This is a genomic window from Dechloromonas sp. A34, from assembly GCF_026261605.1.
In the GTDB taxonomy this organism is placed as follows: domain Bacteria; phylum Pseudomonadota; class Gammaproteobacteria; order Burkholderiales; family Rhodocyclaceae; genus Azonexus.
In genome coordinates this window covers 448,267-464,140 of sequence record NZ_CP102486.1, presented here as the reverse complement: position 1 = coordinate 464,140, position 15,874 = coordinate 448,267, and the positions used below count along the sequence as shown (strand labels likewise).

29 protein-coding genes are annotated in these 15,874 nt (G+C 57.4%); all 29 read right to left on the bottom strand.

The window, feature by feature from the left end; all coding sequences use genetic code 11:
• Nucleotides 1-9: 9 nt before the first annotated feature.
• Nucleotides 10-399, bottom strand: a complete 390-nt coding sequence (gene rpsK / locus NQE15_RS02325; protein WP_066880003.1) for a 30S ribosomal protein S11 — start codon at nt 397-399, stop codon at nt 10-12.
• Nucleotides 400-411: 12 nt separating this feature from the next.
• On the bottom strand, nt 412-774 hold the full coding sequence (gene rpsM / locus NQE15_RS02320) for a 30S ribosomal protein S13 (RefSeq protein ID WP_265946149.1): 363 nt from the start codon (nt 772-774) through the stop codon (nt 412-414).
• A gap of 51 nt (nt 775-825) precedes the next feature.
• Nucleotides 826-939, bottom strand: coding sequence for a 50S ribosomal protein L36 (gene rpmJ / locus NQE15_RS02315; RefSeq protein WP_028994206.1), 114 nt, complete (start codon nt 937-939; stop codon nt 826-828).
• Nucleotides 940-1,014: 75 nt separating this feature from the next.
• A complete protein-coding gene (infA, locus tag NQE15_RS02310; protein ID WP_265946145.1) occupies nt 1,015-1,233 on the bottom strand; it encodes a translation initiation factor IF-1 in 219 nt (72 codons plus the stop codon).
• A gap of 7 nt (nt 1,234-1,240) precedes the next feature.
• Entirely contained in the window at nt 1,241-2,563 is a 1,323-nt protein-coding gene (gene secY, locus NQE15_RS02305) for a preprotein translocase subunit SecY (RefSeq protein ID WP_265946143.1), read from the bottom strand.
• Between the two features lie 20 nt (nt 2,564-2,583).
• Nucleotides 2,584-3,018, bottom strand: a complete 435-nt coding sequence (rplO, locus tag NQE15_RS02300) for a 50S ribosomal protein L15 (RefSeq protein WP_265946142.1) — start codon at nt 3,016-3,018, stop codon at nt 2,584-2,586.
• 3 nt (nt 3,019-3,021) lie between these two features.
• On the bottom strand, nt 3,022-3,204 hold the full coding sequence (gene rpmD, locus NQE15_RS02295; protein ID WP_265946140.1) for a 50S ribosomal protein L30: 183 nt from the start codon (nt 3,202-3,204) through the stop codon (nt 3,022-3,024).
• A 3-nt stretch (nt 3,205-3,207) separates the two neighbouring features.
• A complete protein-coding gene (rpsE, locus tag NQE15_RS02290; RefSeq protein WP_226418152.1) occupies nt 3,208-3,735 on the bottom strand; it encodes a 30S ribosomal protein S5 in 528 nt (175 codons plus the stop codon).
• Nucleotides 3,736-3,761: 26 nt separating this feature from the next.
• Nucleotides 3,762-4,118, bottom strand: a complete 357-nt coding sequence (rplR, locus tag NQE15_RS02285) for a 50S ribosomal protein L18 (protein WP_265946136.1) — start codon at nt 4,116-4,118, stop codon at nt 3,762-3,764.
• Between the two features lie 9 nt (nt 4,119-4,127).
• Entirely contained in the window at nt 4,128-4,658 is a 531-nt protein-coding gene (gene rplF / locus NQE15_RS02280; RefSeq protein WP_265946134.1) for a 50S ribosomal protein L6, read from the bottom strand.
• Between the two features lie 12 nt (nt 4,659-4,670).
• A complete protein-coding gene (rpsH, locus tag NQE15_RS02275; protein ID WP_153146755.1) occupies nt 4,671-5,066 on the bottom strand; it encodes a 30S ribosomal protein S8 in 396 nt (131 codons plus the stop codon).
• A 15-nt stretch (nt 5,067-5,081) separates the two neighbouring features.
• Nucleotides 5,082-5,387 carry a 30S ribosomal protein S14 gene (gene rpsN / locus NQE15_RS02270; protein WP_265946131.1) on the bottom strand — a complete coding sequence of 102 codons (306 nt, stop codon included), beginning with the start codon at nt 5,385-5,387 and terminating at the stop codon, nt 5,082-5,084.
• A gap of 7 nt (nt 5,388-5,394) precedes the next feature.
• Nucleotides 5,395-5,934, bottom strand: a complete 540-nt coding sequence (gene rplE, locus NQE15_RS02265; RefSeq protein WP_265946129.1) for a 50S ribosomal protein L5 — start codon at nt 5,932-5,934, stop codon at nt 5,395-5,397.
• Between the two features lie 9 nt (nt 5,935-5,943).
• A complete protein-coding gene (rplX, locus tag NQE15_RS02260; protein ID WP_265946127.1) occupies nt 5,944-6,264 on the bottom strand; it encodes a 50S ribosomal protein L24 in 321 nt (106 codons plus the stop codon).
• A gap of 7 nt (nt 6,265-6,271) precedes the next feature.
• Nucleotides 6,272-6,640: a 50S ribosomal protein L14 gene (rplN, locus tag NQE15_RS02255; RefSeq protein ID WP_028994194.1), complete on the bottom strand. Its 369-nt coding sequence runs from the start codon at nt 6,638-6,640 to the stop codon at nt 6,272-6,274.
• A 157-nt stretch (nt 6,641-6,797) separates the two neighbouring features.
• Nucleotides 6,798-7,064, bottom strand: coding sequence for a 30S ribosomal protein S17 (rpsQ, locus tag NQE15_RS02250; protein ID WP_265946124.1), 267 nt, complete (start codon nt 7,062-7,064; stop codon nt 6,798-6,800).
• Nucleotides 7,061-7,255 (bottom strand): 50S ribosomal protein L29, encoded by a 195-nt coding sequence (gene rpmC, locus NQE15_RS02245; RefSeq protein WP_027456670.1) that lies wholly within the window; start codon nt 7,253-7,255, stop codon nt 7,061-7,063. The genes rpsQ and rpmC overlap by 4 nt, the downstream gene beginning before the upstream one ends.
• A 2-nt stretch (nt 7,256-7,257) precedes the next feature.
• The gene (rplP, locus tag NQE15_RS02240; RefSeq protein ID WP_265946119.1) at nt 7,258-7,671 is read right to left on the bottom strand and encodes a 50S ribosomal protein L16; all 414 of its coding nucleotides are present in this window, start codon (nt 7,669-7,671) and stop codon (nt 7,258-7,260) included.
• A 1-nt stretch (nt 7,672) separates the two neighbouring features.
• Entirely contained in the window at nt 7,673-8,458 is a 786-nt protein-coding gene (rpsC, locus tag NQE15_RS02235) for a 30S ribosomal protein S3 (RefSeq protein ID WP_265946117.1), read from the bottom strand.
• A 9-nt stretch (nt 8,459-8,467) separates the two neighbouring features.
• Nucleotides 8,468-8,797, bottom strand: a complete 330-nt coding sequence (gene rplV, locus NQE15_RS02230) for a 50S ribosomal protein L22 (protein ID WP_168657806.1) — start codon at nt 8,795-8,797, stop codon at nt 8,468-8,470.
• 9 nt (nt 8,798-8,806) lie between these two features.
• Nucleotides 8,807-9,082, bottom strand: coding sequence for a 30S ribosomal protein S19 (rpsS, locus tag NQE15_RS02225; protein WP_234086942.1), 276 nt, complete (start codon nt 9,080-9,082; stop codon nt 8,807-8,809).
• Between the two features lie 9 nt (nt 9,083-9,091).
• Nucleotides 9,092-9,919: a 50S ribosomal protein L2 gene (rplB, locus tag NQE15_RS02220; RefSeq protein WP_265946110.1), complete on the bottom strand. Its 828-nt coding sequence runs from the start codon at nt 9,917-9,919 to the stop codon at nt 9,092-9,094.
• Nucleotides 9,919-10,221 (bottom strand): 50S ribosomal protein L23, encoded by a 303-nt coding sequence (gene rplW, locus NQE15_RS02215; protein ID WP_265946108.1) that lies wholly within the window; start codon nt 10,219-10,221, stop codon nt 9,919-9,921. The genes rplB and rplW overlap by 1 nt, the downstream gene beginning before the upstream one ends.
• Entirely contained in the window at nt 10,218-10,841 is a 624-nt protein-coding gene (gene rplD, locus NQE15_RS02210; protein ID WP_265946106.1) for a 50S ribosomal protein L4, read from the bottom strand. The genes rplW and rplD overlap by 4 nt, the downstream gene beginning before the upstream one ends.
• Nucleotides 10,842-10,850: 9 nt before the next feature.
• On the bottom strand, nt 10,851-11,489 hold the full coding sequence (gene rplC, locus NQE15_RS02205; RefSeq protein ID WP_265946104.1) for a 50S ribosomal protein L3: 639 nt from the start codon (nt 11,487-11,489) through the stop codon (nt 10,851-10,853).
• A 110-nt stretch (nt 11,490-11,599) separates the two neighbouring features.
• On the bottom strand, nt 11,600-11,911 hold the full coding sequence (gene rpsJ / locus NQE15_RS02200) for a 30S ribosomal protein S10 (RefSeq protein ID WP_028994183.1): 312 nt from the start codon (nt 11,909-11,911) through the stop codon (nt 11,600-11,602).
• 63 nt (nt 11,912-11,974) lie between these two features.
• Entirely contained in the window at nt 11,975-13,165 is a 1,191-nt protein-coding gene (gene tuf, locus NQE15_RS02195; RefSeq protein WP_265946079.1) for an elongation factor Tu, read from the bottom strand.
• 21 nt (nt 13,166-13,186) lie between these two features.
• Complete coding sequence (gene fusA / locus NQE15_RS02190; RefSeq protein WP_265946095.1) at nt 13,187-15,280, bottom strand: elongation factor G; 2,094 nt, start codon at nt 15,278-15,280, stop codon at nt 13,187-13,189.
• Between the two features lie 18 nt (nt 15,281-15,298).
• Nucleotides 15,299-15,769 (bottom strand): 30S ribosomal protein S7, encoded by a 471-nt coding sequence (gene rpsG / locus NQE15_RS02185; protein ID WP_265946093.1) that lies wholly within the window; start codon nt 15,767-15,769, stop codon nt 15,299-15,301.
• Between the last annotated feature and the right edge of the window lie 105 nt (nt 15,770-15,874).

Here is a 15,874-nt window from a genome sequence, read left to right as displayed (position 1 = left end):
TCTTTCTCCTTAGATGCGGCGCTTTTTGGGCGGACGGCAGCCGTTGTGCGGCACCGGCGTCACGTCGGAAATCGCGGTGATCTTCATGCCCAGCGCGTTGAGCGCACGGACAGAGGATTCACGACCAGGGCCGGGGCCCTTGATGCGAACTTCCAGATTCTTGACGCCACATTCCTGAGCCGCCTTGCCAGCAGCTTCAGCAGCAACCTGAGCGGCGAACGGGGTGGACTTACGCGAACCGCGGAAGCCGGCACCACCGGACGTTGCCCAGGACAGCGCATTGCCCTGACGGTCGGTAATGGTAATGATGGTGTTATTGAAGGAAGCGTGGATGTGGGCAATGCCCTCGGCCACGTTCTTCTTAACTTTTTTGCGAACTTTGGTAGCAGTCTTTGCCATGTTCTGTCCCTATTACTTCTTGCCAGCGATGGCCTTGCGCGGACCCTTGCGAGTACGAGCATTGGTACGGGTGCGCTGACCACGGCAGGGCAAGCCCTTGCGGTGGCGCAGGCCACGGTAGCAACCAAGGTCCATCAGACGCTTGATATTCATCGTTACTTCGCGGCGCAGGTCACCTTCAACAGTGAACTTGCCCACTTCGTCACGCAGACGATCCATGTCCGAGTCGGACAGATCTTTCATTTTGACGCTACGACCAACGCCGGCTGCGTCACAGATTTTCTGTGCGCGGGTACGGCCGATGCCATAGATCGCAGTCAGAGCGATCTCAGCATGCTGATGGTTCGGAATGTTTACCCCTGCAATACGGGCCATTGAATCACTCCACTATTTCTAAAATTAACAAATGCCGGACTCGACAGGGAATCAACCCTGGCGCTGCTTGTGACGCGGGTCCTTGCAAATGACGCGCACCACGCCCTTGCGACGGATGACTTTGCAGTTGCGGCAAACGCGCTTCACTGAAGGTTGAACTTTCATGTTTTACTCCTCGTCTGCGAGGGCTTGGAAGCAGCCGTGTTTCCTTGCCCTGCGGTTTATTGCGTAGAGAACTTTTTACTTGGCCCGGAAAACGATCCGTACCTTGGTTAAATCGTATGGCGTCAATTGCACCGTGACCTTGTCGCCAGGCAGGATGCGGATGTAGTGCATACGCATCTTGCCGGAGATAAATCCGTGAACAATGTGTCCATTTTCCAGCTTGACCTTGAAGGTCGCATTCGGGAGGTTCTCAACCACCTCCCCCTGCATTTCAATGTAATCTTCCTTGGCCATGGCTGGTTTATTTGATCATGGGTGCTCCCTTGAAGTTTGCTTTCTTCAAGAGACTTTCATACTGGTGAGACATGACATAAGCCTGGACCTGGGACATGAAGTCCATGGTCACGACCACGATAATCAATAGCGATGTACCACCGAAGTAGAACGGAACGTTCCACTTGAGAATCAGAAATTCGGGCAACAGACAGACGATCGTGATGTAGGCAGCACCGACTAGCGTCAGGCGCATCAGGATCTTGTCAATATAACGAGCCGTTTGTTCACCGGGACGAATACCCGGCACGAACGCGCCGCTCTTCTTCAGGTTATCGGCGGTTTCCTTGGAATTGAAAACCAAAGCGGTATAGAAGAAACAGAAGAATACGATGGCGGCAGCGTAGAACATGACGTAAATCGGCTGCCCCGGCGACAAGGTACCCGCGACATCCTTCAACCAGCGCATCGACTCGCCGGAACCGAACCAGCCAGCCACAGTGGCAGGGAACAGAATGATCGAGGAGGCGAAAATGGGCGGGATCACGCCCGACATATTCAACTTCAGGGGCAGATGCGAACTCTGCCCGCCGTAAATCTTGTTGCCAACCTGGCGCTTGGCGTAATTGACCAGGATCTTGCGCTGGCCGCGTTCCACGAAGACCACAAAGGCCGTAACGAGGACCACGAGGACACATATCACCAGAGCGGTCAGCGGATGCATCGCACCGGTACGCACCAGTTCCAGCAGGCCACCGATTGCATTGGGCAAGCCTGCGGCGATACCAGCGAAAATGATGATGGAGATGCCGTTACCCAAGCCCCGCTCGGTGATCTGCTCGCCCAACCACATCAGGAACATCGTCCCGGTCAGCAGGGTCGAGACCGTTGTCAGGCGGAACATAAAGCCAGGATCGTTGACCAGACCCGGTTGCGCCTCGAGCGCAATGGCGATACCGATTCCCTGGAACAGAGCGAGAACCACGGTGCCGTAACGGGTGTACTGGGTGATCTTGCGACGGCCGGCTTCGCCTTCCTTCTTGAGGGCTTCAAGTTGGGGACTGGCCACACTCATCAGTTGCATGATGATCGAGGCCGAAATGTACGGCATGATCCCCAATGCAAAAATCGTAAATCGCGACAAGGCACCACCCGAGAACATGTTGAACATGCCCAGGATGCCGCCCTGTTGCGAATTGAACAGATCGGAAAGAACGTTGGGATCGATCCCGGGAACCGGGATATGCGCACCGATCCGATAGACGACCAGCGCACCGAGCAGGAACCAAAGACGGCGCTTCAGATCGCCGAACTTGCCACCTTTGCCAACGGTATTGGGATTTGCAGCCAACGTTCTAACCTTTCCTGTTCTTACTCAGCGACCGAACCACCGGCTGCTTCGATCGCAGCCTTGGCGCCCTTGGTCGCGCCGACACCCTTGAGGGTGACCTTGCGACTAATTGCGCCAGAGAGAATCACCTTGGCAGCCAGTGCGTCACCCGGAACGATACCGGCAGCCTGCAAGGCCAGCAGATCGATTTCGTCGACCGGGAGGCGGTCCAGATCGGTCAGGCGAACTTCGTAGTTGCGGGCGCGGGTCAGCGAATTGAAGCCGCGCTTCGGCAGGCGACGCTGCAAAGGCATTTGACCGCCTTCGAAACCGACCTTGTGGAAACCGCCGGAACGGGACTTCTGACCCTTGTGGCCGCGGCCGCAAGTCTTGCCAAGGCCGGAACCGATGCCGCGACCAACGCGGCGACGTTCCTTCTTGGAGCCTTCACCCGGCTTGATAGTATTCAGACGCATGGCTTAACCCTCAACCTTGACGAGATACTGAACCTTTTGAATCATGCCGCGAACTGCCGGCGTATCTTCGAGTTCAGAAGTACTGTTCAGCTTGCGCAAGCCCAGGCCGCGCACGGTGGCACGGTGGTCCTGCTTGGTGCCGATGATGCTCTTGACGAGCTTCACTTTGATTTTCTTGTCAGCCATGACTTACCCCAGAATCTGGTCAACCGAGAGACCACGCTTGGCGGCGATCTCGGCCGGCGTATTCACCTTCGACAAGCCGTCGATGGTGGCACGCACGATGTTGTAGGGATTGGTCGAGCCGTGGGCCTTGGCGACCACGTTGGTGACGCCGACCACTTCGAAGACAGCGCGCATCGCACCGCCAGCGATGATGCCGGTACCTTCCGGGGCCGGCTGGATCATCACGGTGGTAGCACCGTGACGGCCGAACACCGTGTGATGCACGGTACCGTTCTTCAGGCTGACCTTGGCCATCTTACGACGCGCCTCTTCCATTGCCTTCTGGGCGGCTACGGGCACTTCGCGGGACTTGCCCTTGCCCATGCCGATGCTGCCATCGCCGTCACCAACGACGGTCAAAGCGGCGAAACCGAGAATCCGGCCGCCCTTCACCACCTTGGTGACACGGTTGACCGCGACCATCTTCTCGCGCATGCCGTCATCGCGCTCTTCAGCGTGCTGCGGCTTCTTGTTTCTTTCGGGTTTAGCCATTTTCTAACCTTGTCCTTTCGCGGCGATCAGAACTTCAGACCAGCTTCACGCGCGGCTTCCGCCAGCGCCTGAACCCGACCGTGGTACTGGAGACCGGAGCGATCGAAAGCAACCTGCTCGATACCGGCGGCCTTGGCGCGCTCAGCAATCAGTTTGCCAACGCTAGTTGCCGCAGCCTTGTTGCCGCCGTTCGGGATGTCATTGCGGACACCCGTTTCCAGCGTGGAAGCCGAAGCCAGAACCTTGCCGCCACAGGGCGAAATGATCTGGGCGTAAATGTGGCAGTTCGTGCGGTTAACGCACAGGCGCACAGCTTTGAGCTCGGCGATTTTGGCCCGGGTTTGGCGGGCACGGCGCAGTCGCGCTTCTTTCCTGTTAAACATATGCCACCCTTACTTCTTCTTGGTTTCCTTGATAACCACCACTTCGTCCGAGTACCGAACACCCTTGCCCTTGTAGGGCTCCGGCTTGCGGTAAGCACGAACTTCGGCGGCGACCTGGCCGACCTGCTGCTTGTCCGAACCCTTGATCAGGATTTCGGTCTGGGTCGGACATTCGACTTTCACGCCAGCGGGCATCTTGTGCGCAACCGGGTGGGAAAAACCCAGCGACAGATTCAGGGTATCGCCCTGAGCCTGCGCACGGTAGCCCACGCCAACGAGTTGCAGCTTTCTCTCGAAACCCTTGGAAACGCCGGTCACCATGTTGTTGAGGTTGGCACGCATGGTGCCCCACATGGCGGCAGCGTTAGCAGCGCCTTCAACCTTGGAAACCTGGACGTTCTGACCTTCGACGGAGACGGTGACAGCAGGATGGGCAGCTGCATTCAAGGTACCCAGCGGGCCCTTGACGGTGATCTGCGCACCAACCGAAACTTCGACACCGGCCGGCAGGATAATGGGATTCTTACCAATACGAGACATGGAATTCCCTCCTTACGCCACGATGCAAAGAACTTCGCCGCCGACCTTGCTGGCGCGAGCCTTGCGATCAGTCATCACGCCCTTGGGGGTCGACACGATAGCGACACCAAGACCATTCATGACACGGGGAATATCGTCGCAGCCCTTGTAGATACGCAGACCGGGCTTGGAGACGCGCTCGATACGCTCAATGACCGGACGCCCGGCGTAATACTTGAGCGCGATATCGAGGGTCGGCTTGCCGTCGGCCTCACGAACTGCGAAATCATCGACGTAACCTTCGTCCTTGAGCACGGCGGCAATCGCCACCTTGAGCTTGGACGAGGGCATGGAGACAGACGCCTTTTCGGCGAGCTGGGCGTTGCGGATGCGAGTCAGCATGTCCGCGATCGGATCGCTCATAGCCATTTCTGAATCTCCTTCTTACCAGCTGGCTTTAACAATACCCGGGATTTCGCCGTTGAAGGCGAGTTCGCGGATCTTGTTACGGCACAGACCGAATTTACGGAAAACACCACGCGGACGACCGGTCAGCTGGCAGCGATTGCGCAGACGGGACGGGCTGGAGTTGCGCGGAAGAGCTTGCAGCTTCAGACGGGCGTCGTAACGCTCCTGGTCAGAGAGGCTCGCGTCATTGAATATCGCCTCCAGGGCCGCACGCTTTTTGGCGTACTGCGCGACCATCTTGCGGCGCTTTTCTTCACGGTTGATCAGAGCAAGTTTTGCCATGACTGCCTCAATTCTTGAACGGGAACTTGAACGCGGCGAGCAGAGCTTTCGCTTCTGCATCGGTCTTCGCGGTCGTGGTGATGCTGATGTTCATACCCCGGAGAGCGTCGATCTTGTCGTACTCGATTTCCGGGAAAATGATCTGCTCTTTGACGCCCATGTTGTAGTTACCCTGGCCGTCGAAACCCTTGCCGGAAATCCCGCGGAAGTCACGGACACGCGGCAGAGCCACGGTCACCAGACGATCGAGGAATTCGAACATACGGGGGCCACGCAAGGTGACCATACAGCCGATCGGGTAACCGTCACGAATCTTGAAGCCAGCGATTGACTTGCGGGCCTTGGTGGTCACCGGCTTCTGACCTGCAATCTTCTGCATGTCGCCAACGGCGTTTTCCAAAACCTTCTTGTCCGCAACCGCTTCACCGACACCCATATTCAGGGTGATCTTGGTGATACGCGGCACTTCCATGACCGACTTGTAGCCAAACTGTTTAGACAGTTCGCCAACTACGGTTTCTTTATAAAACTGTTGCAAACGCGCCATGACTGCCCCTTATGCGTTCACCAGTTCGCCGTTCGATTTGAACACGCGAACCTTGCGGCCATCTTCCAGCTGCTTGAAACCGACGCGGTCGGCCTTCTTGCTAGCGGGATTAAACAGCGCAACATTGGAGAGATGAATAGGCATGTCCTTATCCACGATGCCACCCGCCACACCCTTGACCGGGTTCGGCTTGACGTGCTTCTTGGCACGATTGACACCTTCGACAATCACATGCTCTTCACCGACACGACGCAGCACGGAACCGCGCTTGCCTTTATCTTTGCCGGTAATAACGACGACTTCGTCGCCCTTGCGAATTTTTTCCATCACGCGTTCCTTACAGCACTTCAGGAGCCAGCGACACGATCTTCATGAAGCGCTCGGTACGCAGTTCGCGGGTCACCGGGCCAAAGATGCGCGTGCCGATCGGCTCGAGCTTGTTGTTGAGAAGAACTGCGGCATTGCCATCAAAGCGAACCAGCGAGCCATCCGGACGACGCACACCCTTGGCAGTACGAACCACCACGGCGTTATAGACATCGCCTTTTTTGACACGACCGCGCGGCGCAGCATCCTTGATGCTGACCTTGATGATGTCGCCAATGCCGGCATAACGGCGCTTGGATCCACCCAGCACTTTGATACACATTACTGAACGAGCACCGGTGTTATCGGCGACGTCCAGAGTCGTCTGCATCTGAATCATTTTAAATTAACTCCAACTTAACCCGCTTACGCGGTCAGTCTTGGAACCCGTACGGGTTGAACAACTTTGCTCGCCACCCAGAATAGGCGGCTGCAAAAAAGAAGCCGGATTATACCGGCTTCTTTACTAACAGCGCAAGCGATTTGCAGAACTTTCGTTATACAACGATCGCTTTTTCCAGAACGCTGGTCACGGCCCAGGACTTGGTCCGGGAAACCGGGCGGGTTTCGACGATCTCGACGAGATCGCCAGCCTTTGCCGTATTGCCATCGTTATGGGCATGGTACTTCTTGGAACGAACCATCACCTTGCCGTACATCGGGTGCTTGACCTTACGTTCGACGAGGACGGTAACCGTCTTCTCCATCTTGTCGCTGACAACGCGACCGATCAGAGTACGTTTGTTGCTGGTGGTTTCGCTCATTGCTGCACCGCCTTTTCACGGATAAGCGTGCGGACGCGAGCGATGTCGCGGCGCACCTTGGACATTTGGCTGGTATTGGACAGTTGCTGGGTAGCAAGCTGCATACGCAAGCCGAACTGGGCCTTAAGAAGGTCCAGCAATTCCTTGTTGAGCTCGTCCACGCTCTTGGTTCTCAATTCGCTAGCTTTCATGATTACCCCAGATGACGAGTCACGAAGGTGGTGGCAATCGGCAGCTTGGCAGCTGCGAGCGCAAAGGCTTCGCGAGCCAGCGCTTCATTGACACCATCCATCTCATAGAGGACCTTGCCCGGCTGGATCTCGGCGACCCAATATTCCGGGTTACCCTTACCGTTACCCATCCGAACTTCGGCCGGCTTCTTGGAAATCGGCTTATCCGGGAAGATACGGATCCAGATACGACCGCCACGCTTGATGTGGCGGGTCATCGCACGGCGGGCAGCTTCGATCTGACGCGCCGTCAGACGGCCGCGACCGGTAGCCTTCAGGCCCCACTCACCGAACGACACCTTGGTGCCGCGGGTAGCCAGACCTTCGTTGCGACCCTTTTGTTCCTTGCGGTACTTGCGACGATTAGGTTGCAGCATGTTAGGCCCCTACCTTTCTTGCACGCTTTGCCGGATCACCAGCACCGTCGGCCTTCTTGACGGTACGAGTACGCGGCTTGTCGCCCTCCGGCTTACCCGGAGCACGACGCGGACGACGATCGTCAGCAGGCGGCTCGACAACTTCCGGCTGCTCATTGCGATCCAGCATATCGCCCTTGTAAACCCAGACCTTGATACCGATAATGCCGTAGGTGGTCAGTGCTTCCGAGGTTGCGTAATCGATATCGGCACGCAGCGTATGAAGCGGCACACGGCCTTCGCGATACCACTCGCTACGGGCGATTTCGGCACCGTTCAGACGGCCGGCGCTCATCACCTTGATACCCTGGGCACCAAGACGCATCGCATTCTGCATTGCGCGCTTCATGGCACGGCGGAACATGATCCGCTTTTCCAGTTGCTGGGCGATGGAATCGGCGATCAGCTGAGCATCGATTTCCGGCTTGCGGATTTCTTCGATCGACACATGGACGGGAACGCCCATGATGCGCTGAAGATCCGAACGCAGTTGTTCGATGTCTTCGCCCTTCTTGCCGATGACCACACCCGGACGGGCGGAGAAAACGGTGACGCGGGCGTTTTTGGCCGGACGCTCGATCAGAACACGACCAACAGAAGCATGAGCCAGCTTGCGCTTCAGATATTCACGAACCTTGATATCTTCATTGAGCATGCCGGGGAAGTCTTTGCTGTTGGCGTACCAGCGCGAACTCCAGTTTTTGGTGACTGCCAGGCGGAAGCCAGTCGGATGAATTTTCTGTCCCATTGCTCTTCCTTAGTTCCCAACGGTCAGATAAATGTGACAGGTCGGTTTAACGATCCGATTGCCACGACCCTTGGCGCGCGCGGTAAAGCGCTTGAGCACCATGCCTTTTTCGACGTAGATGATTTTCACCTTCAGTTCGTCGATATCGGCGCCGTCGTTGTGCTCGGCGTTGGCAATAGCCGACTCCAGCACTTTCTTGACGATACCGGCACCCTTTTTCGGGGAGAAGGCCAGGATGTTGAGAGCCTGACCGACCGGCTTGCCACGCACCAGGTCAGCCACCAGGCGACCTTTTTGCGCAGAGAGGCGTACGCCTCGCAGACTTGCACGAGTTTCCATGTCAGCTCCTTACTTCTTGGCCTTCTTGCCAGCGGTGTGACCCTTGAACGTCCGGGTCAGCGAAAACTCGCCGAGCTTGTGACCGACCATATTTTCGGTGACGAACACCGGAATATGCTGCTTGCCATTATGTACGGCGATCGTCAGACCGATAAACTCGGGGAGGATCGTCGAGCGACGCGACCAGGTCTTGATCGGGCGCTTGTCGTTGGTGGCGCGAACTGCTTCGACCTTGTCGATCAGGTACGCATCAACAAACGGGCCCTTTTTGAGAGAACGTCCCATTTCCTACCCTTAACGCTTATGACGGCGCTGAACGATCATGCTGTTCGTGCGCTTGTTGCTGCGGGTGCGGTAGCCCTTAGTGGGCTGACCCCACGGGTTAACCGGCACACGGCCTTCGCCAGTGCGGCCTTCGCCACCACCGTGCGGGTGATCGACCGGGTTCATGGCAACACCACGAACCGTCGGGCGAATACCACGCCAGCGTTGAGCACCGGCTTTGCCGATCTTGCGCAGATTGTGCTCTTCGTTACCCACTTCACCGATGGTAGCGCGGCATTCGACATGAACGCGGCGAACCTCACCGGAGCGCAGACGGATCTGCGCGTAGGTACCTTCGCGAGCCAGCAACTGGGCCGAAGCACCCGCGGAGCGGGCCATTTGAGCACCTTTACCGGGCAACATTTCAATACAGCAGATGGTCGTACCAACCGGAATATTACGGATCGGCAAGGCATTGCCCGGCTTGATCGGTGCCTCAGCACCGCAGACGATCGGCTGACCGACTACCATGCCCTTATTGGCGATGATGTAGCGGCGCTCGCCATCGGCGTAAACCACCAGTGCAATGTTCGCAGTGCGGTTCGGATCGTATTCTAGACGCTCGACCTTGCCCGGAATACCGTCCTTGTCGCGTTTGAAATCGATGACACGATAGGACTGCTTGTGACCACCACCCTGGTGACGGACAGTAATCCGACCGTTGTTGTTGCGACCGGCGTTTGCGGACTTGGCTTCAACCAGAGCTGCAAACGGCTTGCCTTTGTGCAGGTTCGGATTGACGACCTGAACGACGGCACGGCGGCCCGGGGAAGTCGGCTTGACTTTAACGAGTGCCATTAGGCATTCCCCCCTTCAACAAAATTGATTTCCTGACCCGGCTTCAGGCTGACATATGCCTTTTTCCAGCCCTTGCGACGACCGGTCGCGCCCTTGAAGCGCTTGACCTTGCCCTTGACGTTGGCGACCTGAACGGACTCAACTTCCACCTTGAACAACAGCTCAACCGCAGCCTTGATTTCCGGCTTGGTAGCATCGGTTGCAACGCGGAAGATCACCTGTTCGTACTTGTCGGCAATGTAAGTCGCCTTTTCGGAGATTTGCGGTGCCAGCAGCACCTGCAGCAGACGTTCTTGACTCATCCCCACATCTCCTCGAACTTGGCCACGGCGTTCTTGGTGACCAGAACCTTGGCGAAGCGCACCAGGGAAACCGGATCGGCCTCCTGAGCCTCGAGCACCAGGACGTTGGGCAGATTACGCGACGAGAGATAGAGATTCTCGGTAAGCGTATCCGTAATAACCAGAAGATTGCCTTCCAGACCCAGGTTCTTCAGCTTCTGCGAAAACAGCTTGGTCTTCGGGGCATCAATGGACAGATCGTCGATGACGACGATGCGGTCTTGACGAGCCAACTCGGAGAGGATCGCGGCCATGCCGGCGCGGAACATCTTCTTGTTAACCTTCTGGGTGTAGTTTTGCTCCGGCGAATTCGGGAAAATCCGACCGCCCCCACGCCACAACGGGCTGCCATTGCTACCGGCACGGGCACGACCCGTACCCTTCTGACGCCACGGCTTGGTGGTGGTGTGACGGACTTCGGAGCGATCCTTCTGCTGACTGTCGCCAGAACGCGCATTCGCCTGATAGGCGACGACGATCTGATGGACCAGCGCTTCGTTGAAATCGCGACCGAACAGCACGTCGGAAGCTTGCAGCTTGGCCGCTTCCTGACCTTGTTCGTTAATAACCTTAAGTTCCATGTCGCCCCCTTAAGCCTTGACTGCCGGACGCACGACGACGTCGGAACCCTTGGCACCCGGAACGGCACCCTTGACCAACAGCAGTTGGCGTTCAGCATCGACGCGAACGATCGTCAGCCCTTGCAGCGTGCACTGGACATCACCGAGGTGGCCCGCCATGCGCTTGCCCGGGAAAACACGACCCGGATCCTGTGCCATACCGATGGAACCCGGCGCATTGTGCGACACCGAGTTACCGTGGGATGCACGGTTGGAACTGAAGTTATGGCGTTTGATACCACCCTGGAAACCCTTACCGATGGAGGTGCCACTGACGTCCACTTTTTGCCCTTCGGCAAAAATGGTGGCAGCAACCTGATCGCCCGCCTTGAAAGAGGCAAGCTGATCAGCTTCGATACGGAATTCCTTGAGGACATGCCCGGCTTCCACGCCTGCCTTGGCCAGATGGCCAGCCAGGGGCTTGGAAACGCGCGAGGCACGGCGCTTGCCGTAAGAGACTTGAATGGCTGCGTAGCCATCGTTCTCCGGCGTTTTAACTTGGGTCACGCGGTTGTTTGACACGTCAAGCACAGTTACCGGAATGGACGCGCCATCCTCGGCAAAAATGCGAGTCATGCCAACCTTGCGACCGACAAGGCCTAGACTCATGGTTATTCTCCTCACCGCCGGCTGCGATTGGCCGGTCGATGTAAAACAACAAATGGGCAGCCGTCACCGGCCACCCCCGAAAGGCGCGGATTATATCCGCAATTACTGTATTACTGCAACTTGATTTCGACGTCGACGCCAGCCGGCAGATCCAGCTTCATCAGCGCATCAACGGTCTTGTCGGTCGGATCGACGATATCCATCAGACGCAGATGGGTACGAATTTCCAACTGATCACGGGAAGCCTTGTTGACGTGCGGCGAGCGCAGGATGTCGAAACGCTGCTTGCGGGTCGGCAACGGTACGGGACCACGGACGACAGCACCGGTACGCTTGGCGGTTTCGACGATTTCCTGAGCGGATTGATCGATCAGGCGATAGTCGAAGGCCTTGAGGCGGATACGGATTTTTTGGCTTTGCATTTTTTGGCTTCCAAAGAGCGATGGGGTGAAATCGCTTTCACCCCGATTTTCAAAAAGAACGAATTACTCGATGATCTTGGCGACGACACCGGCGCCGACGGTACGACCGCCTTCACGGATGGCGAAGCGCAGACCTTCTTCCATGGCGATCGGCGCGATCAGCTTGATGGTCATGGCGATGTTGTCGCCCGGCATCACCATCTCGACGCCTTCCGGCAGATCGATGGAGCCGGTCACATCGGTCGTACGGAAGTAGAACTGCGGACGGTAACCGTTGAAGAACGGGGTGTGACGACCGCCTTCGTCCTTGGACAGGATGTACACTTCCGAGGTGAAGTGGGTGTGCGGCTTGACCGAACCCGGCTTGCACAGGACTTGGCCGCGCTCGACGTCTTCACGCTTGGTGCCGCGCAGCAGGGCGCCGATGTTGTCGCCGGCCTGACCTTGGTCAAGCAGCTTGCGGAACATTTCGACACCGGTACAGATGGTCTTGACGGTCGGGCGGATACCGACGATTTCGATTTCTTCGCCCACCTTGACGATGCCGCGCTCGACACGACCGGTGACGACGGTGCCGCGACCGGAGATCGAGAAGACGTCTTCAACCGGCATCAGGAACGGCTGATCGATGGCGCGCTCGGGATTCGGGATGTAGGTATCCAGGGCATCGGCCAGACGGAAGATCGACGGTTCGCCGATTTCGGACTGGTCACCTTCGAGGGCCTTCAGGGCGGAGCCATGAATGATCGGGGTGTCGTCGCCCGGGAAGTCGTACTTGGAGAGCAGTTCGCGCAGTTCCATTTCGACGAGTTCGAGCAGTTCGGCGTCGTCCACCATGTCGCACTTGTTCATGTACACCAGCACGTACGGCACGCCGACCTGACGGGCCAGCAGGATGTGCTCACGGGTCTGCGGCATTGGGCCGTCAGCGGCGGAACAGACGAGAATAGCACCGTCCATCTGGGCGGCACCGGTAATCATGTTCTTGACGTAGTCGGCGTGGCCCGGGCAGTCAACGTGGGCGTAGTGACGGTTGGCGGTTTCGTATTCGACGTGGGCGGTATTGATGGTAATACCACGAGCCTTTTCTTCCGGCGCCGCGTCAATTTCATCATACTTCTTGGCCGAACCACCAAACTTGGCGGACAACACGGTGGTGATCGCAGCAGTCAGCGTCGTCTTGCCATGGTCAACGTGACCAATCGTGCCAACGTTGACGTGCGGTTTCGTACGTTCAAATTTCTCTTTTGCCATTATCGGTTCTCCAATAACGTATTACTTTTTGTTGATGACGGCCTCGGCGACGTTCTTCGGCGCCTCGGTATAGTGCTTGAATTCCATCGAGTAGGTGGCACGACCTTGCGACAGCGAGCGCAGCGAAGTCGAGTAACCAAACATCTCGGAGAGCGGAACTTCGGCCTTGACCAGCTTGATGCCGCCAACCTGGTCTTCCATGCCCTGAACGATGCCACGACGGGAAGACAGGTCGCCCATGACATTACCCATGTAGTCTTCCGGGGTTTCGACTTCGACCGCCATCATTGGCTCAAGCAGAGTCGGGCTGGCTTTCTTCATGCCTTCCTTGAAGGCCATCGAAGCAGCCATGCGGAAAGCGTTTTCGTTCGAGTCAACGTCGTGGTACGAGCCGTCAAACAGCGTAAATTTGACGTCAACAACCGGGAAGCCAGCCAGCACACCGCTAGTGACCGCATCGCGCAGACCCTTGTCGACCGCCGGAATGAATTCGCGCGGCACGACACCGCCCTTGATGGCGTCGATGAATTCGTAGCCCTTGCCAGCTTCGTTCGGCTCGATCTTGAGCCAGACGTGACCGAACTGACCGCGACCACCGGATTGCTTGACGAACTTGCCTTCCTGCTCGACCGACTTCTTGATGCATTCGCGGTAAGCAACCTGCGGTGCACCAACGGTGGCCTCGACGTTGAATTCGCGGCGCATGCGGTCAACCAGAATTTCCAGGTGCAATTCGCCCATACCGGAAATAATGGTTTGGCCGGATTCTTCGTCAGTGCGCACGCGGAAGGACGGATCTTCCTGAGCCAGACGACCGAGCGCCAGACCCATCTTTTCCTGGTCGGCCTTGGTCTTCGGTTCAACAGCAACGTGAATCACCGGCTCCGGGAAGATCATGCGCTCAAGGGTGATGACCTTTTGCGGATCACAGAGCGTATCACCGGTGGTAGCCTCTTTCAGACCCACGGCAGCAGCGATGTCACCAGCGCGCACTTCCTTGATTTCTTCACGCTGGTTGGCGTGCATCTGCAGGATACGACCCAGACGCTCCTTACGACCCTTGACGGGGTTGTAAACAGTATCGCCAGAATTGATCACACCGGAATAGACGCGGAAGAAGATCAGCTGACCAACGAACGGATCGGTCATGATCTTGAAAGCCAGAGCCGAGAAAGCCTCGTCGTCGGCGGCACGACGCTCGCCTTCGGATTCGTTCTCGAGAATACCCTTGACCGGCGGAATATCAACCGGCGACGGCAGCAGCTCAATGACCGCGTCCAGCATCTTCTGCACGCCCTTGTTCTTGAAGGCGGTACCGCACAGCATCGGCTGGATTTCACAGGCAATGGTACGGGTGCGCAGACCAAGAATGATGTCGGCTTCGGACAGCTCACCTTCTTCGAGGTAGCGATTCATCAACTCTTCGGAGGCTTCGGCAGCCGCCTCAACCATCTGCTCGCGCCAGGTTTGCGCATCGGCAGCCAGCTCAGCCGGGATGTCGCGGGCATCGTATTTCATGCCTTGCGAAGCCTCGTCCCAGTAGATGGCCTTCATCTTGATCAGGTCAACCACACCCTCGAACTTGTCTTCGGCACCGATCGGGATGACGATAGGCACAGGGTTGGCCTTCAGACGCAGCTTCAGCTGATCGACCACGCGGAAGAAGTTGGCACCGGAACGATCCATCTTGTTCACGAAAGCCAGGCGCGGCACGCCGTACTTGTTGGCCTGACGCCAGACGGTTTCGGACTGGGGCTGAACACCGCCCACAGCACAGTAAACCATACAGGCGGCATCCAGAACGCGCATCGAGCGCTCAACTTCGATGGTGAAGTCAACGTGTCCCGGGGTGTCGATGATGTTGATGTGGTGCGGCTGGAACTGCTTGTCCATACCGCTCCAGAAGCAGGTCGTGGCGGCCGAGGTAATGGTAATGCCGCGCTCTTGCTCCTGCTCCATCCAGTCCATGGTGGCGGCGCCATCATGCACTTCACCGATCTTGTGGTTAACACCAGTGTAGTAGAGGATACGTTCGGTCGTCGTCGTCTTGCCGGCGTCGATGTGCGCGCTGATACCGATATTACGGTAGCGCTCAATGGGGGTTTTGCGTGCCACGTTAGAGCCCTTTGAAAATTAGAAGCGGAAGTGAGCAAAAGCCTTGTTGGCTTCGGCCATACGGTGCACTTCGTCACGCTTCTTGACAGCACCGCCGCGATTTTCGGCAGCTTCCAGCATTTCGGCGGCCAGGCGCTGGCCCATCGACTTTTCCGAACGCTTGCGGGCAGACTCACGCAGCCAGCGCATAGCCAGCGCAGCGCGACGAGCCGGACGAACCTCAACCGGAACCTGGTAGTTCGCACCGCCGACGCGACGGGACTTCACTTCGACCATCGGGCGTACATTGCCCATGGCAGCGCTGAACACTTCCAGCGGGTCCTTGCCACCCTTGGTGGTAATGATTTCGAACGCGCCATAGACGATGCGCTCGGCGACAGACTTCTTGCCGCTTTGCATGATGGCGTTAACGAACTTGGAAACTTCGACGCTACCGAACTTGGGATCCGGCAGGATGTCACGCTTGGGTACTTCACGACGACGGGGCATATTGACCTCAATTAAACACGATTCAGTTGAAAAGCCGGGCTAGGGTTATACCCTCCCGGCTCCTCCCGACCGCCCAAAGGGACGGCCACTTACTTAAGCCACTTG